This window comes from Sporosarcina contaminans, from assembly GCF_042679045.1.
GTDB classification, from domain to species: Bacteria; Bacillota; Bacilli; order Bacillales_A; family Planococcaceae; genus Sporosarcina; species Sporosarcina contaminans.
This window is the reverse complement of record NZ_JBHTLT010000045.1, coordinates 1-16,055: the sequence shown is the minus strand read 5'-3', so window position 1 is coordinate 16,055 and position 16,055 is coordinate 1. Positions and strand designations below refer to the sequence as shown.

Genomic DNA, 16,055 nt, shown 5'->3' with positions numbered 1-16,055 from the left:
TGGAGGGATATAAATGGCAACTATAGAAAAAACACTTAAGATAAACGGGATGACATGTGCGGCATGTGCAAACCGTATAGAAAAAGGGTTATCTAAAATTGAGGGCGTTGAAAAGGCGAATGTTAACTTCGCTTTGGAGAACTCGACGATTGTTTACGACCCTGAAAAAACGAATGTCGATGACTTTACCGCTCGAATCGAGAAGTTGGGGTATGGCGTTATTCAAGATAAAGCAGAGTTTGATATTTCTGGCATGACGTGTGCGGCGTGTGCTACGAAAATCGAAAAGCGCATTAATAAAATGGATGGTGTTTCAAAAGCAACGGTCAATTTCGCTCTTGAAACGCTCACTGTCGATTATGATGGCGGGCAAACGAGTCCGAACGAAATGATCGCCAATGTGAAGAAAATGGGTTATGAATTGATTCCCAAAAGCGATGGCAAGGAAAAGTTGGATCATAAAGAGCAAGAGATTAAAAAGCAATACCGGAAATTCATTTTATCGGCGATTTTGACACTTCCATTATTATGGACAATGGTAGCGCATTTTGAGTTTCTATCGTTCCTCTACTTACCGGAATTTCTCATGAATCCTTGGGTGCAGCTCGCTTTTGCAACGCCTGTCCAGTTCATCGTAGGGGCACAGTTTTACAAAGGTGCCTTTACAGCATTGAGAAATAAAAGCGCTAATATGGATGTTTTAGTGGCATTAGGTACAAGTGCAGCTTATTTCTACAGTCTCTATTTAACGTTTGAATGGATGAATGCGGGGAGCGTCGGAGAACCAGAATTGTATTTTGAAGCATCTGCGGTCATTATTACGCTCATCGTACTTGGTAAATTGTTCGAAGTGAGAGCAAAAGGGAAAACGAGCCAAGCCATTCAAAAACTATTGGGCTTACAAGCGAAAACAGCTCGTGTCTTAAAAGATGGCATCGAACAAGAAGTGCCAATCGAAGAAGTGGTGGCAGGAGATATTATTCTTGTGAAGCCGGGAGAAAAAATTCCAGTTGATGGAGAAATTATTTCAGGACAATCGGCGATCGACGAATCGATGATTACGGGAGAAAGTATTCCTGTCGATAAAGTTCCCGGAAACTCAGTCATTGGCGCGACCATCAATAAAAATGGATCTTTGCAAATTAAAGCGACGAAAGTCGGAAAAGATAGCGCATTATCACAAATTGTGAAAGTCGTTGAGGAAGCACAAGGCTCCAAAGCGGAAATCCAACGGTTGGCGGATAAAATTTCGGGTATTTTCGTACCAATTGTTGTCGGAATTGCGATTTTGACGTTTTTCATCTGGTATTTTGTCGTCACGCCTGGCGATTTCAGATCTTCACTCATCCCGACTATCTCGATTCTTGTCATCGCATGTCCGTGTGCGCTCGGTTTAGCGACGCCGACATCAATCATGGCGGGTTCAGGTAGAGCGGCTGAGATGGGCTTACTCTTTAAAGGCGGCGAGCACCTTGAAAATACTCGTTCCATTGACACGGTCGTGTTGGATAAGACGGGAACAGTTACAAAAGGTCAACCCGCATTGACAGATACAATCGTTGCTGAGGGCTTTGTGGATGCGGAAGTTTTGCAATTGGTCGCGTCTGCTGAGAATCAATCAGAGCATCCATTGGCACAGGCAATTGTTACAGGTGTCAAAGAAAAAGGCGTTGAATTGGTTGAAGTGGATACGTTTAAAGCACTTCCTGGATACGGTATTGAATCGGAAGTTGCTGGTAAGCATGTGCTTGCCGGTACCCGGAAACTAATGCGAAGCCGGGACATTGCACTTGATAATATCGAAGCAACAATGGAGAAAATGGAGAACGAAGGAAAAACGGCGATGCTCATCGCAATCGATGGGAAGCTTGCGGGTGTCGTAGCCGTTGCAGATACCGTGAAAGAAACGTCCAAAGAGGCGATTCAACGATTGCAGGAGCTTGGTCTTGACGTCATCATGTTGACGGGAGACAATCAGAAAACTGCGGAAGCAATCGGGCGCCAAGTCGGCTTGACGCATATTATTGCAGAAGTTCTTCCAGATCAGAAAAGCGATCAAATTAAGAAATTGCAAGCGCAAGGAAAGAAAGTCGCAATGGTTGGGGACGGCATTAACGACGCTCCAGCACTCGCTGTTGCAGATATTGGAATGGCGATCGGAACTGGAACGGATATTGCAATTGAAGCGGCTGACATTACATTAATGCGTGGCGATTTAAATAGTGTTGCCGACGCTTTCATTATGAGCAGAAAAACGATGCGCAATATTAAGCAAAACTTGTTTTTCGCGTTTTTCTACAACACGATTGGTATTCCGGTTGCTGCATTCGGATTATTGGCTCCATGGGTTGCGGGTGCTGCAATGGCGTTTAGCTCAGTCTCGGTCGTACTGAATGCCCTTAGGCTTCAACGAGTAAAATTGCATTAAAAGTAAAAGTGAGCCTTCCTCTGAATCTGTTGGAAGGCTCACTCTTTTATTGGTTTTATTTTTTCAAAAAGCTCAAAATCTCATCCATCAGTCCTTCGGCTAATGGAAGATCTGGGTTCATATACGTTGCCATATTTCCTTCTCGATCTTCGGGGGCTTCTTTCAATACATGATTCATGTTTTGTATAATGGCTAGTACCGAGTCCTCTTTGGCGTTGTGAAGACGTTCAGCATCAGTGGCAGGTACTTGCACGTCCCTCGTTCCATTAATAATAAGAACAGGTGCCTTAATTTTTTGGATTTCTTTCGCTGGATCATATTTCAACCACGAAATTAAATACGGCTGGACAGAAGGGCGGAATATACTTTGCAATTCGGTGCTGACCGTTTTTACTTGCTCGCCTTGCTTCAATTGTATTAATATATCATCCGACTCTTTCAATAAGTTTACAGGGAGCTGTTGTTCAAGTTGCTCCAATAACACTTCATTAATTGGCCTTCCCGGTCCTGCAATGGAAATGAACATATCTGCATCCGTTTTTTCAGCTGCCACCATTCCAATTAAAGAACCTTCGCTATGACCGATAATTCCGACCTTCGAAAAACGATCGTCTGCTTTAGCAAAGTTCACCCATGCAGCTGCATCCTCGATATAATCATCAAATCGTAAATCCTCTTCTTTTCCGCCTAACTTAGCATTCTCGCCAATCATTCGCTTATCATATCGGATACTTGCAATGCCGTTATCCGCCAACTGTTCAGCAAGCATTTTCAAGCTATTGTTTTTACCGGGAATCAAAGGAGAGTTCCCGTTGCGATCTGTCGGACCGGATCCTGCAATAATTACCATTAGTGGAAACGGACCATCGCCTTTAGGCATTTCTAAAAGACCTGACATCATGCCATCTTCGAGTTGTACTTCGACAGCATCCCCTGAATCAGGGGTTTCTTCCACACTTCCCCTCACTAATTCAAAAGGAAAAGATTGCCCCATTTGAGTAAAGGTTCCCGAAATTTTATCATTCTCTACTTTGCCGTCAAAAGTGATGCGCTGTCCTTGAATCGTTGCACCAAATTTTAAATCCGCATCCTCTAAGTCCACGTTGGATAGTGGAAAGTTGTCTAATCCTTGTACAGGAATGCTGAGCATTCCTTTGTCCTCCGTGAATTTTAAAATGATTGGTAGCGGCTGATTCGGTATATTGATCGTGCCGTTCCAAACGCCTTCAATTGCTTCCAATGCATCTAATCCTTTCTGATCAGTTTTCGAATCAACATCCTTTTTGCTACATCCTGCAACTATAAAAATTATGCTTGCTAATAAGCAAAAAAATAGAATGGCTTTTTTCATAAATCTCCCTCCAGTTTGTTCTATTTAAAGTATAACAAAATAGAGGAGTAGTATAAAGAAATTCGATGTTCAAGAAAAACAACCTCTACTGTGAACAGTGTTCAACAAATACCCATTATAACAATTCCATTATTAAAATGATTATAAAGATGGATATAACCATGAATAATTAATTATTTTATATATGGTCCTTTCGGTCGATATAAATTACCGTGTTACGTGTTCGCTATTCAAAAATGATAGGAGAGATGTAGAATATGTTCAAAAGCATTAAAAGAAAGCTACTACTTGCTTTCGCGTTGGTGATTATATTAGTGCTTATATACGGCGCTTATAATATTTCAGTAATGGTGAAAAGTAACAATGAAGCAAAGAATATAGTAGAGAAAGAGCTGCCTTTATTAATTGCACATGAGCAACTGGCATTGTCTATGGCTAACCGTATTGCGGCGGCAAGAGGATATATTTTGTATGGAGGAGATTATAAGGATCGATTCAATGAGTTCAGTAAAAATGGAATGCAAAATGAAGAAGTGATACGGGCGATACAGGAAACAGAGGAGTTTGATCAGCTGATCAGTAAAACTGTTGCTTGGAGGACACTCATTTCAGAAGATGTATTTGCTGAGTATGATAAGGGCAATCAAGAGGAAGCGCTCAGAAACTTAGAGCAGTCAACGCCAATGGTTCGTGAGATTATGTCAGGCTATGAAAAATTGGCTGCAGATTTTGAAGAAAATATTAATGCTGCGGAAGAGGAGATTCTGGCTAGCGGTGAACTGACACTTAAAATTGTAAGTGTGGTTACTGCCCTTTTAATCCTTATAAGTATCGCTGCGGCACTTTTTACAGCCGATCAAATTACAAAACCAATTAAAATGGTAATGAATCGCATGTTGGAAATTGCAAAAGGCGACTTAAGCGGCGAAAACATGAAAACACATGCTAAGGATGAAGTAGGTCAGCTTGTCCGTGCAGCGAATGAAATGAGAGACAATACCCGCAACTTATTAAATACGATTAATGGCATTTCTGGTTCTGTAACAGCCCAAAGTGAAGAGTTGACACAATCTGCGACAGAAGTGAAAGCCGCATCTGCCCAAGTTGCGATGACGATGTCTGATTTGGCGGGAGGTGCGGAATCGCAAGCTACACAAGCAAGTCATCTATCTGACATGATGGATCTGTTTGTCCAAAAAGTAGAAGAGGCAGACAGTAAAGGAGAGCATATTAAAAACGGTTCTTCAAAAGTATTGAGTATGACGACAGAAGGACGTCGTTTAATGAATCTATCCAATGAACAAATGGTTAGAATCGATAAAATTGTACAATCTTCTGTAGATAGAATTACGGGCTTGGACACCCAATCACAGGAAATATCTAAATTAGTAGTCGTAATAAAAGCGATTGCCGATCAAACAAATTTATTAGCTTTGAATGCAGCTATAGAAGCGGCCAGAGCTGGCGAACACGGCAAAGGGTTTGCGGTAGTAGCGGAGGAAGTAAGAAACTTAGCCGAACAGGTTTCTCACTCTGTAACGGATATTACAAAAATCGTAAATGACATTCAAGCTGAATCCAGTTCTGTAGCAGCTGCTTTATTGGATGGATATGAAGAAGTACAAAAAGGAACGGAGCAAATTACCCAAACGAGTCAAACGTTTAACGATATTAATGACGCAGTGACAGAAGTGACTGCTCATATTACGACGATTTCAAGTAATTTGTCGGAAATGGTATCACGAAGTCGGGAAATGCGCAGATCTGTGGAGGAAATTGCAGCTATCACAGAGGAAACATCTGCAGGCGTTGAACAAACATCCGCATCAGCCCAACAGACGAATAGTTCGATGGAAGAAGTCGCAAATAGTTCAGAGGAGCTTGCAAAATATGCCGAGGAGCTTAATCGCCACGTCTTGCAATTTAAATTGTAATCAAAAAGCAAAACGAGCTAGCTGCCATCAACTGAATGAGCAATATAAAACGGCCCTTCATGCCGGTCTTTCGAATGATACAGCCGCTGTCCACCAGCAATAAAGTCAGGGGGATAAAACGCAAATCAAATCAAATTAAATAACTATTTTAGTGATGCCAGCCCGTAATGTCATATCCGGGCTGGTTTTTTAATGGAATTACTCATCCATAATACATGAACGAGCGGGGATCGGCTTTTTCGTCTACCAATGAGATTTGAAAATTCATCGGTAACGGGCTTTAGAGCTGCATTCGCAAGGAAGAAGATATTGATACATATCAAAGTGTCGACATCACATAGGCATTCAGCATAATGTTAGCGATTCTTTACATCCGCATGCAATGTTGCACTCTAATCAATGTCAAGACAGCTTCAAATTTTTCACTCACTTCGCCTACCCCCATCGCGGTTTTCGACTCGCTTCCCTATTAAACGACGATTTTTATTGTAAAGAAACAAAAAATAGTGAATAAATCAATATATAGAGGGTAAACATGGAAGGTAAGCGGTTAGTAAAGAAGGAGGAGTGCAAAATGGCTGATCAACCAACGGATGTGAACGAGAAAAAAGGAATGAGCCGCCGAACGTTTATAAAAAATACTGGACTTGTTGCAGGCGGTGTAGTTGGTGGAGGATTATTCGGTAGTTTACTGACGAATCAACTTCAAAAAAATCCTGAAAATGTCAAGCAGGCCGGCAAACAGGATAGTGGCTATTTGCAAGATGCACGCGTGTTCTTCACACGTGTAGAAGATTTTGACATACTATCGGCCGCTACTGAGCGAATATTGCCGAGCGATGATTTAGGTCCAGGTGCAATCGAGCTTGGTGTCCCTTTTTTCATTGATAAACAATTGAACAGTGAATGGGGTATGAATGCGAAAGAATATATGAAAGGGCCATTTCTTCTAAGTATGGAAGACGCAGGCAGACATAATAATACGGACAATCAGGATAGACAAGGGCCGAATGCAGAAGTGCAAAACCCTACTCCAACTCCTCGATACCAGACAAGAATGAACCGAGGAGAAATCTTCATCTTAGGGCTTCGGGAAATGGACAACGTAGCACAGAGAGAATTTGGAACGAGTTTTGTCGAGGCAAGTCCTGAACAGCAAGACGAAGTAATGCGGATGTTTGATGAGGGCAAAGTCGAGCTGAAAGGTGTCGGTTCACAAAACTTTTTCAATTTGCTTCGTCAAACAACACTTGAAGGTGCTTACGCTGATCCGGTTTATGGAGGAAACAAAGATATGATGGGCTGGAAAATGAAAGAATACCCTGGACCGCGAGCGAGTTATATGGCGCAAATCGAGCCGGAGGAGTTCATTCCATTGGAACAAAAAAGCTTGCGAGATTATCAAGGTCATTAAAGGAGGTCATTGGGCGTGGCAATTAAATTAGATAAAGTAGATGTAGTAATTGTTGGAACTGGTTGGGCCGGTGGTGTAGTGGCAGCTGAACTTTCGAAAGCGGGCTATAAGGTGGTTGGATTGGAACGCGGGAAAAACCAAGTGCGCGAGGATTACATAGGAGTAAAAGACGAGCTGCGCTACACGAACCGATACGAAATGATGCAGAATCTTTCTTCTGAAACGATTACTTCACGTAATAATATTGACGAAGTGGCACTGCCTGTTCGGACCCGTCAAGAAATGATGGTGGGTACGGACTTAGGCGGTGGCAGTGTACACTGGGCTGGGTCGACATACCGTTGGCGTCCATATGATTTTGAAATTCGCAGCATGACGATCGATCGGTATGGTAAAGAGAAAATCCCGGAAGGCATGACCATTCAAGACTGGGGCATCACATATGATGAAATGGAAAAGTACTATGATAAGTGGGAAAAAACGGCTGGTATTTCGGGTGAACCTGACCCGTTAGGAGCTCCGCGTTCTAGTGATTATCCTAATCCGCCGATGTTAGAATCTCCACCGATTAAGCTATTCAAAAAAGCGGCAAAAGAATTAGGGTATCATCCATTTCAAGTCGCATCCGGCAATTTGTCTCAAGCCTACACGAATCCTGACGGCGAGCAAATGAATGGATGTATGTACTGCTCTTATTGCACGCAATACGGATGTGATTTCGGCGCTAAGTCCGATCCATTAGTGACAGTTCTACCGACAGCGATGAAGACTGGGAACTTTGAAGCGAGAGTCGGGGCATACGTCCGCCGTGTATTATATAAAGGTGGAAAAGCAACAGGTGTAATGTATGTCGATACATTGACAGGCCAGGAGTACGAGCAGCCTGCAGATGTAGTCGTATTGGCAGCATTTACGTTTACCAACAATCGGTTATTGATGCTATCGGGAATTGGCAAGCAATATGACCCAAAAACGAGGACAGGTGTCATTGGAAGAAATTTTAATGGTCAATTCGATATTACATTCCTTGGCGCAAGAGGGTATTTTGAAGATCGGAAATTTAATTATTATGCTGGCGCCGGAGCGTTAGGCGGAACGCTGAGCGACTTTGCAGCTGATAACTTTGACCATAAGGACTTGGACTTCATTGGCGGTGGAGGAATTGAAATGAGGCAGTACGGAGAGGCGGCCATTTCGAGCAACCACGTACCTAAAGGAACGCCAAAATGGGGTGCGGAGTTCAAGAAGAATTCCATTCATTACGCTTATCGGAATCTCGTTGTTTGGTATACTCCGAATATTATGTCTTGGTGGCATAACTACCTTGACTTAGATCCGACCTACAAAGACGATTTCGGCGATCCACTTTTGCGTGTAACGAACAAATACACAGATCAAGATCGAAATATTGCCAAGTTCGGAATTGAGAAATGTCGTGAAATCATGGAGAAGATGGGTGCTGACATAATCGATGAGGACGAAGTGCCGCATGAATTCGATCATATATACGATGGTGGGCATTATGCAGGAGGAGTTATCATGGGGTCTGATCCAGCAACTTCCGCTGTAAATAACTACTTGCAAATGTGGGATGCTGAAAATATTTTCGTTGTCGGCGGATCCGCTTTCCCACAATTTGGCGGGCATCATCCGACAGCCACAATTGGAGCATTGGGCTACCGAGCAGCAGAAGGCATTGAGAAATATTTAAAAGCTGGTGGCGGGCAATTGGTCCAAGCGAAAAAGGAAAGCAGCGTAGTATAAGCGACTAGTGATAACGCCATGAAAGTAGTATAATATCGAAAAAAGGGAAACCGTTATTTTGGTTTCCCTTTTTAATTTAAATGCCTAGATCTTTTTTACAAACTCCGATTTCAGTTGCATAGCGCCGAATCCTTCGATTTTACAATCAATATCATGATCACCCTCGACGAGACGGATATTTTTCACTTTTGTTCCCATTTTGACGATAGATGAACTACCTTTTATTTTCAAATCCTTAATGACAGAAACTGTATCACCGTCAGTTAGTACATTGCCATTTGCATCTTTGACGACTTTCTCCTCTGATTCCTCAGTCTCTGCACCAATCATCCATTCATGTGCACATTCCGGGCAAACAAAAAGATTGCCATCTTCATATGTATATTCTGAATTGCATTCGGGACAGTTTGGTAAATTCATCATAAATTGTTTCCTCCATCCAACTATAATACATTTACTATAGCAGATATACGGATTATGCCAAGTCGTCCATATGCTTCGAATGATGAATCGATGCATGCAATCTGTTCGGAATGTTGTATGATATAGGTAGTTTTAAAATTCGGAAGTGATAGAAATCAGTGAAATATTTGGCGTCCTTCGATAAAGGGGGGAAGGTCGTATGGATGATCGTTTTGAGCTTAGCTTTAAAAATAAGGAAGTCCGAATGTGGGTTGCAATTATGGTACCGACTTTTTTGGCGGGAGTGTTCTTTTTGATTTTCGCGAATAGACAGCACTTGTATATGGCGAATTTATTTCCGCTGCTTGGTTGGATATCTTTTCGTGTATGGCAATTTGTTTATCGGCGAAAACAGAAGCGAGCTCTCTAATGATGCATGTACCATAAAAGATATTGTAAAGGAGACTTTATATGAAATGGAAAGTGCTTGATTCGAAATATCATTTTAAAACGCCATTTGGAAATTTGAGAAATGATACTTGCCAAATGGAAGACGGAACAATCATTCAAAATTACTATGTCAATGAGTATGCGGATTGGGTAAATGCGGTTGTGATGACGGAAGATGGACAGATTGTTCTTGTCGAGCAGTATCGCCATCCGGGTAATGATTTTTACATTGAAGTGCCTGCTGGCAAGATAGAAGAAGGGGAAACATATGAAGATGCCATCATTCGGGAGGTTAGAGAAGAGACCGGATATTTATCTGATGAACCGCCGATTCCATTAGGCGAATTTATGGTAAATCCGGCTACACAAACAAATAAAGTGGCTATGTTTTTAATCAATAATGCAAAAAAACGGTATGAACAAGAATTGGATGAGACAGAGAGATTGGAAGTTCGACTTTTTCCTTTTAGCCGTATACCAGAATTGATTCAAGAGAAAGAGATTACGCAGTTTTTTACAGTGAGTGCTTATTATATGGCGAAGGATTATTTGAGTAGAAAGGAGAGAAATGATGAGTAAAAAGCATGCACTTGTCATCGGCGGCTCTGGCATGTTGGCGGGAGTGAGCCGCTTTTTGGCGAAAGAAGGATTTGCTGTTTCAGTTGTCGGAAGAAATTATGCAAAGTTACAATTACTTAAAAACGGATGTCCGCCAGAGTCGATTTTTCCGATTCAAGCTGATTACAATACCGATCTGCTTTTCACAAAAGTGAAGGAGGCCATTAATGCGCGGGGGCCATTTCAGATAATTGTCAACTGGATGCCGAATACCAATGCGTTAGAGCAAGTATGCCAACTTAATAAAGAAGCTAATTCCTTCCGACTTGTCCATGTGAAAGGTAGTAGGAGGTATTTTGAGGATGAAGAGATTCAAGTCTCTACAAATTGCCTTTATGAAGAAGTGTATTTGGGTTTTATTTTAGAGGGAGATACGGCCAGATGGCTGACGCATGATGAAATTTCAGGCGGTGTCATCGATCAAATTGTTCACGGAGGAAAATCGCAAATCATCGGACAATTGCAACCTTATAGCGCTAGGCCGAAGTAGGAAGGAGAACGGAATGTTAAAGAGAAAATACGGCAGCCGATATGATTGGAAACGGATTTTGAAAAGGAGCTATGTGGAGCGGTATATTGTAAGCCCTGAATTTGAAGGATATGTTACGCTTTTTCGGATGCATACAGTGTCAGCACCTTTACATAAGACGTATGAGGGGAAGTCGGTATGCATAGCAGACGAAGGATTTAGCTGGATGCAGCATTTTCCTACCGGAAAGCGCTATTCAGTGACGACAGTTTTTAATGGAGACAATGAAATCGTACAATGGTACATCGATATATGCAGTGAAAATGGCTATTGCGAAACGAATGGGCCTTGGATGGATGACATGTTCCTTGATTTGATCGTACTGCCTACCGAAAATAGTGGAGAATGAATTGGATCTTGCGAATTTGACGCAGAAGCATTTTCAAGAGCTGAATGGATAGGGAAAATGCTTATGCGCGTTGGGAGATCTAAATATTTATGAAAAACCTCTCAATCTATGACGGATTGAGAGGTGCCATATTATTTTTTGACCGCGTGGATATAATGAATCGTTTCGAATGCGGACAAGTAATCGGATCTCTCTTGGAAAAATTCATTGTTAATGGTATCAGGCGACAAATATTCGTAAATGAGTAAACCTGCATTTTCTAACATTTTCTCTATTTCATTATAGGTAAAGCAGGATTTCATTGGCTCGCCACTAGCTGAAGCCATTTGAACCATATTTTGAACTCGATTAGATCTACCTTTTTCTTTAAAAAGGTTGTCATCTGCATAATCAAAAACGATTGAACTCCCTGATGGAACTTCTGTAAACAATTGATTTACCAAGTTTGAATTTTCTTCTTTTGTTAAATAATAGGAGACACCTAAAAAACTGTAGAATGTTTTTTTGTTCGGCTTAAAACCTGCTTCAACAAGAGGTTGAACAGTAAAATCTTTCGTAAAATCCATAGAAACAAAATGAAGATGTTTGGGAATTGGGTATTCGGCATATGACAGTCTTTGCTTTTTAAATTCTTGTGTAGCTAAATAATCTACTTCAAATATTTCTATACTTTGTTCTAATTTTGGATGTCGAAAACAAAAGGTATCTAACCCCGCTCCTAAAATAACATACTGTTTTGCACCTAAAGAGATTTCATTGAGCAATACATTTTCGCAATAGGCTGCACGTGACAGAGGAGTGGGCGATAGCTGAACTTGGGTTACCCATTTTATAATTTCATCCGGATGATCCTGATATTTCTTCGTAATATCTTTATTGAAGAATTGAATACCTTGGATCATGTTTTCGCGAATATTCGCGAATTCTTTTTCGGTAATTAAATCTTTTGCAATGAAATCATCAAAAATTTTAGGTGTGTCAAATTTACTGTGATATGCTCGGGCGAATGCTGCGATTAAGGAAGTTAAACTTGATTCATTCTTCTTCATATATGCTCCTCCCGTAGAACAAAAATAAGATCCCCCTGGCCAGGAGAATCTTATTATATAACAGAAAACGGTAACTGTAAATTATAGCATATGTAAATTTTTTTGTCAAGTTCATAGGGCTGTTTTTGTGAATTGATTTCATAGGAAAGGGGACTGTCAATGAGCAGATTGTATGAGGCAATTCAACTTCGAAATGAAGGAGAACTTGTAAAATCCAATGAACTATTAACATCTCTTGTTGAAGAGACGCCGGGTGATGCGCTGTTGAACTATCAAACAGCGTGGAGTTTCGATGCTTTAGGAAAGGAATCTGCGGCAATTCCTTATTATGAGAGAGCATTGCAGATAGGACTGGAAGAACAAGATGCAATAGGTGCGCTTATTGGTCTTGGGAGCTCCTATCGCGCATTAGGCAAGTATGCGCAATCGAAAGAAGTATTGGAGAGAGGGATAGAACAGTTTCCTGAAAACAATGCGCTCAAAACATTTTACGCGATGACATTATACAATGTAGGCGAATATGAAAGAGCGATGGAAGTATTATTAATATGCATTGCGGAGACATCAAGTGATCCTCATGTTGTAGCGTATAAAAAAGCAATCGGGTTTTATGCTAATAACTTAAATACGACTTGGTAAGTGGGGGAAACCAAATGGATGAAAAATTTCAAATAACCGATAATGAACGGGAAAAGGTTTTGAAAAACTATTTTCGCTTCGGTGTCGACGGGCCGCTCGATACGTTTCCGAGCAAAGAAAAGAGAAAATATATAATTGCTGAAGAAATTGCAAAACGGTTTGAAATGGGCAAAATCTATATGGAGAAAGAGGTAAACGAGTTATTAAAACAAATTTATCCCGATTTCGCAACGATCCGGCGATTTTTGATTGATTATGGGTTTATGAATCGGAGCGACGATGGGGTGGAATATTGGGTTGAGGGTGAGCAGTATGCAAATCATTACGAGTCCGAAAAAGGAACAATATGAACCGTTTGTGAATCGAGTTTTTGCACAACACGCCGATTTGAAATGGGATTTGTATAGGAGTGTTGCAAACAAGCAAAATGAAGGCACATTTCTTTTTTGGAATAGCGGCGATGTGAAAGCATTTGTATCTGCGCATTCTTCTTCTATCCATCCTTTTTGTGTTTATATAAGGATTGCGTACGAAGAAGATACTGAAGGACTTGAAAGGATTGTCGAGTACTTAAAAAATGCTTTTCAGAAACCGCTCTTCTTTTTAATAGACAATCGGTTTGCAAGTTTAATGGATGTGTTAAGTGGAAGCGGTTTTCAATTAGTACGTCAGACGGACATTGTTCATTTTATAGCAGATTATTTTTCAAGTATAGAAAATGAATCCATCTACCCGATTGCTGACATCATAGATCATCCAAAGCTTTTAGCCAGCCTCGTTTTACTTTCTAAGCAAAAATATGCGGAAACCCATACAGGTAATCCTATGGCAGAATTGCCGATTGAGAAATGGAAACAATTCATAATCGATGGGTTACTACAGGAGTGTAGTTATGTCGCAATAACGGGTGAAAAGGTGGTAGGCTTTAGCTTAATGTACGGGCTTTCGGAAAGAAGCTATGAACTTGGGTGGGTCGGTGTAGAGGACAATGATCAAATGGATGTATTGGACATAATGCTTCGAAAACAGCTGCAGTATGCTAAGGAACACGGAATTCACTTTATTGAAAAAGAGGTTGATTCAACCTGTCCGTATTCAATTCATATTTGTAAATCACTTTTTTACGATATTAAGGAAACATGGTATTCATATGTGTCTCGAAGATTTGGAAATGACGAAGTGAGGTCTTCATCAGTGGGTTGATTCGCCCAAAAATCTTGGGTTTGTATGATTCATGAAACTCTGCTATATTATAAGCAATATACAATCCACGATGTGGCCAAGTAGATGGAAATTGTGAGACAGAGAATATAGCGAGGTGCTGAGAGCTATATCACCGCTTTTCGTCGAACCCTACCACGGAGATGTCATGCAAACATGACCGGTTCGTTTCCGTTATTGAACGTTCGAGGGCTTTTCTATTCGAGGAGCCGAATGAAGGTGGTACCACGTCTACACAGCGCAAAGACGTCCTTATTGGGGACAGCTTTGCGCTTTTTTGCATTTTGAAATCAATTGAACCTTTGGCGAATCGCGGATTATATGGAGACAATGTAGAGGAGGAAGTCTGATGAGCAATCAGCAAAATGATTTTTCAAAATGGTATATCGACACGATTCAGAAAGCGGATTTAATGGATTATACGCCAGTTCGAGGGTGTATTGCGTTTAAACCGGACGGGTTTGAAATTTGGGAGCATATTCAAGATGAAATGGATCGCCGCTTTAAAGAAACTGGCCATCGCAATGCATATTTCCCGATGTTAATTCCTGAGTCGTTCTTCCAAAAGGAGAAAGACCATATCGAAGGATTTTCTCCTGAGCTTCCATGGGTGACAGAAGCTGCGGGTGAAAAGTTGGAGGAGCGTTTGGCGTTGCGTCCAACTTCCGAAACGATGATTGGGCATTTGTATTCTGACTGGATTAAAAGCTACCGCGACCTACCTGTGTTGATCAACCAATGGGCGAACGTATTCCGTTGGGAGAAGAAGACATTGCCGTTCATTCGTACTTCTGAGTTCCTTTGGCAGGAAGGGCATACAGCGCATGCTGATGAGGAAGAAGCTCGTGAAGAAACGATGCAAATGTTGAATATTTATAAGGAAGTTGTTGAAGACTTGCTTGCGATTCCTGTTTACGATGGACAAAAAACACCATCCGAGCGCTTTGCGGGTGCGGTCGATACGTACTCAATCGAAGCGATGATGAAGGATGGAAAAGCCGTTCAAGCGGGAACATCTCACTATTTAGGAACAAAGTTTGCGGAAGCATTCGATATTAAGTTTTTGACGAAAGAAAATCGCCATGAATTCGTTCATACGACATCTTGGGGTACTTCAACACGATTGATTGGTTCTGTTATTATGGTACACGGCGATGAGCAAGGTCTCGTACTGCCTCCACGGATTGCACCGACGCAAGTTGTGTTAATCCCTGTCGGTCCGTGGAAAAAGAATCCGGCAATTATGGAGAAGTTGGATGAAGTTTTCGCTGAACTGAAGGCAAAAGGCATCCGTGTCCGTTTGGATGACTCCGATCAATCGCCTGGCTTTAAATTCAATGAGTGGGAATTAAAAGGTGTGCCGCTTCGCGTTGAATTGGGACCACGTGACCTTGAAAACAGTCAAGCGCTCTTGAAAGCCCGCGACGAAGATGAAAAAATGGCGGTAGATCTATCGGAAATTGTTTCGCGTATTGAGCAGGAACTGCAAACGATGCAAACACGCTTGCTTGAAAAAGCACGTGCATTCCGCGCAGAACATTCTCATACACATATTGATACGCTTGATGAGTTAACAAAGCATATCGAGAATTCTGCAAGTAAAGGTGAGATTCCTGGTTGGATTTTGGCTGGCTGGTGCGGAGATGATGCCTGTGAGGAAAAAGTGAAAGAGGAAACGAAATTCACAACACGCAACATTCCATTCAATCCTCCTGCAGAAAAATCGACATGCATTTGCTGTGGTAAAGAAGCAAAGCATACCGTCTGGTTTGCGAGAGCTTATTGATTTTTTGGATGAAATTGGGGGCTGTCCAGAAAGTCAGTGAAAACTGATTTTCTGTGATAGTCCCTTTCTGGTTGGAGAATAAATGGGGAACCCCTGACAACCGTCGCTTTCCGTTCCAGGC

The 16,055-nt window shown here is 41.5% G+C and carries 15 protein-coding genes and 1 other annotated feature; of the genes, 12 read left to right on the top strand and 3 right to left on the bottom strand.

Annotated features, from left to right (window positions below; translation table 11 throughout):
• Nucleotides 1-13 precede the first annotated feature (13 nt).
• Complete coding sequence (locus ACFQ38_RS09735) at nucleotides 14-2,428, top strand: heavy metal translocating P-type ATPase (protein WP_381480557.1); 2,415 nt, start codon at nucleotides 14-16, stop codon at nucleotides 2,426-2,428.
• 55 nt (nucleotides 2,429-2,483) lie between these two features.
• Here ACFQ38_RS09735 and ACFQ38_RS09730 read toward each other — a convergent pair whose 3' ends face one another.
• Entirely contained in the window at nucleotides 2,484-3,779 is a 1,296-nt protein-coding gene (locus ACFQ38_RS09730) for an alpha/beta hydrolase family protein (protein WP_381480556.1), read from the bottom strand.
• A gap of 257 nt (nucleotides 3,780-4,036) precedes the next feature.
• On the opposite strand from ACFQ38_RS09730, the gene ACFQ38_RS09725 reads away from it, so the two are divergent.
• The 3 genes from ACFQ38_RS09725 to ACFQ38_RS09715 all read left to right on the top strand — a co-directional run bounded on the left by ACFQ38_RS09725 (nucleotide 4,037) and on the right by ACFQ38_RS09715 (nucleotide 8,891).
• Nucleotides 4,037-5,713 carry a methyl-accepting chemotaxis protein gene (locus tag ACFQ38_RS09725; protein ID WP_381480555.1) on the top strand — a complete coding sequence of 559 codons (1,677 nt, stop codon included), beginning with the start codon at nucleotides 4,037-4,039 and terminating at the stop codon, nucleotides 5,711-5,713.
• A gap of 574 nt (nucleotides 5,714-6,287) precedes the next feature.
• Nucleotides 6,288-7,127 (top strand): gluconate 2-dehydrogenase subunit 3 family protein, encoded by an 840-nt coding sequence (locus ACFQ38_RS09720; protein ID WP_381480554.1) that lies wholly within the window; start codon nucleotides 6,288-6,290, stop codon nucleotides 7,125-7,127.
• Nucleotides 7,128-7,142: 15 nt separating this feature from the next.
• The gene (locus tag ACFQ38_RS09715) at nucleotides 7,143-8,891 is read left to right on the top strand and encodes a GMC family oxidoreductase (protein ID WP_381480553.1); all 1,749 of its coding nucleotides are present in this window, start codon (nucleotides 7,143-7,145) and stop codon (nucleotides 8,889-8,891) included.
• Between the two features lie 84 nt (nucleotides 8,892-8,975).
• Here the strand turns inward: ACFQ38_RS09715 and ACFQ38_RS09710 are convergent, their stop codons facing one another.
• Nucleotides 8,976-9,314, bottom strand: a complete 339-nt coding sequence (locus ACFQ38_RS09710; RefSeq protein ID WP_336823309.1) for a zinc ribbon domain-containing protein YjdM — start codon at nucleotides 9,312-9,314, stop codon at nucleotides 8,976-8,978.
• Nucleotides 9,315-9,513: 199 nt separating this feature from the next.
• On the opposite strand from ACFQ38_RS09710, the gene ACFQ38_RS09705 reads away from it, so the two are divergent.
• Genes ACFQ38_RS09705 through ACFQ38_RS09690 form a run of 4 tightly spaced genes read left to right on the top strand, consistent with a single transcriptional unit; the run spans nucleotide 9,514 to nucleotide 11,239 of the window.
• Entirely contained in the window at nucleotides 9,514-9,723 is a 210-nt protein-coding gene (locus ACFQ38_RS09705) for a hypothetical protein (protein WP_336823310.1), read from the top strand.
• Nucleotides 9,724-9,764: 41 nt separating this feature from the next.
• Complete coding sequence (locus ACFQ38_RS09700) at nucleotides 9,765-10,322, top strand: NUDIX hydrolase (protein WP_381480552.1); 558 nt, start codon at nucleotides 9,765-9,767, stop codon at nucleotides 10,320-10,322.
• Complete coding sequence (locus tag ACFQ38_RS09695) at nucleotides 10,315-10,851, top strand: Rossmann-fold NAD(P)-binding domain-containing protein (RefSeq protein WP_336823312.1); 537 nt, start codon at nucleotides 10,315-10,317, stop codon at nucleotides 10,849-10,851. Before ACFQ38_RS09700 ends, ACFQ38_RS09695 begins: the two co-directional genes overlap by 8 nt.
• 13 nt (nucleotides 10,852-10,864) lie before the next feature.
• Nucleotides 10,865-11,239, top strand: coding sequence for a DUF402 domain-containing protein (locus ACFQ38_RS09690; RefSeq protein WP_381480551.1), 375 nt, complete (start codon nucleotides 10,865-10,867; stop codon nucleotides 11,237-11,239).
• Nucleotides 11,240-11,370: 131 nt separating this feature from the next.
• Here ACFQ38_RS09690 and ACFQ38_RS09685 read toward each other — a convergent pair whose 3' ends face one another.
• Nucleotides 11,371-12,288, bottom strand: coding sequence for a class I SAM-dependent methyltransferase (locus ACFQ38_RS09685; protein WP_381480550.1), 918 nt, complete (start codon nucleotides 12,286-12,288; stop codon nucleotides 11,371-11,373).
• 159 nt (nucleotides 12,289-12,447) lie between these two features.
• Here ACFQ38_RS09685 and ACFQ38_RS09680 point away from each other — a divergent pair, with 159 nt between their 5' ends.
• The 4 genes from ACFQ38_RS09680 (at nucleotide 12,448) to proS (ending at nucleotide 15,934) form a co-directional block, all read left to right on the top strand.
• Entirely contained in the window at nucleotides 12,448-12,927 is a 480-nt protein-coding gene (locus ACFQ38_RS09680; RefSeq protein WP_381480549.1) for a tetratricopeptide repeat protein, read from the top strand.
• A 14-nt stretch (nucleotides 12,928-12,941) separates the two neighbouring features.
• Nucleotides 12,942-13,277: a DUF2087 domain-containing protein gene (locus tag ACFQ38_RS09675; protein ID WP_381480548.1), complete on the top strand. Its 336-nt coding sequence runs from the start codon at nucleotides 12,942-12,944 to the stop codon at nucleotides 13,275-13,277.
• Complete coding sequence (locus ACFQ38_RS09670) at nucleotides 13,240-14,130, top strand: hypothetical protein (protein ID WP_336823317.1); 891 nt, start codon at nucleotides 13,240-13,242, stop codon at nucleotides 14,128-14,130. The genes ACFQ38_RS09675 and ACFQ38_RS09670 overlap by 38 nt, the downstream gene beginning before the upstream one ends.
• Before the next feature lie 58 nt (nucleotides 14,131-14,188).
• Nucleotides 14,189-14,405: a binding site (T-box leader), on the top strand.
• A 92-nt stretch (nucleotides 14,406-14,497) separates the two neighbouring features.
• Nucleotides 14,498-15,934 carry a proline--tRNA ligase gene (proS, locus tag ACFQ38_RS09665; protein WP_381480546.1) on the top strand — a complete coding sequence of 479 codons (1,437 nt, stop codon included), beginning with the start codon at nucleotides 14,498-14,500 and terminating at the stop codon, nucleotides 15,932-15,934.
• The last annotated feature ends 121 nt before the right edge of the window (nucleotides 15,935-16,055 follow it).

Coding starts and splice junctions, on each gene's coding strand:
- ACFQ38_RS09670 (WP_336823317.1), top strand. CDS start 13,240: ATGCAAATCATTACGAGTCCGAAAAAGGAACAATATGAACCGTTTGTG.
- ACFQ38_RS09735 (WP_381480557.1), top strand. CDS start 14: ATGGCAACTATAGAAAAAACACTTAAGATAAACGGGATGACATGTGCG.
- ACFQ38_RS09690 (WP_381480551.1), top strand. CDS start 10,865: ATGTTAAAGAGAAAATACGGCAGCCGATATGATTGGAAACGGATTTTG.
- ACFQ38_RS09680 (WP_381480549.1), top strand. CDS start 12,448: ATGAGCAGATTGTATGAGGCAATTCAACTTCGAAATGAAGGAGAACTT.
- ACFQ38_RS09705 (WP_336823310.1), top strand. CDS start 9,514: ATGGATGATCGTTTTGAGCTTAGCTTTAAAAATAAGGAAGTCCGAATG.
- proS (WP_381480546.1), top strand. CDS start 14,498: ATGAGCAATCAGCAAAATGATTTTTCAAAATGGTATATCGACACGATT.
- ACFQ38_RS09675 (WP_381480548.1), top strand. CDS start 12,942: ATGGATGAAAAATTTCAAATAACCGATAATGAACGGGAAAAGGTTTTG.
- ACFQ38_RS09695 (WP_336823312.1), top strand. CDS start 10,315: ATGAGTAAAAAGCATGCACTTGTCATCGGCGGCTCTGGCATGTTGGCG.
- ACFQ38_RS09685 (WP_381480550.1), bottom strand. CDS start 12,288: ATGAAGAAGAATGAATCAAGTTTAACTTCCTTAATCGCAGCATTCGCC.
- ACFQ38_RS09720 (WP_381480554.1), top strand. CDS start 6,288: ATGGCTGATCAACCAACGGATGTGAACGAGAAAAAAGGAATGAGCCGC.
- ACFQ38_RS09725 (WP_381480555.1), top strand. CDS start 4,037: ATGTTCAAAAGCATTAAAAGAAAGCTACTACTTGCTTTCGCGTTGGTG.
- ACFQ38_RS09710 (WP_336823309.1), bottom strand. CDS start 9,314: ATGATGAATTTACCAAACTGTCCCGAATGCAATTCAGAATATACATAT.
- ACFQ38_RS09700 (WP_381480552.1), top strand. CDS start 9,765: ATGAAATGGAAAGTGCTTGATTCGAAATATCATTTTAAAACGCCATTT.
- ACFQ38_RS09730 (WP_381480556.1), bottom strand. CDS start 3,779: ATGAAAAAAGCCATTCTATTTTTTTGCTTATTAGCAAGCATAATTTTT.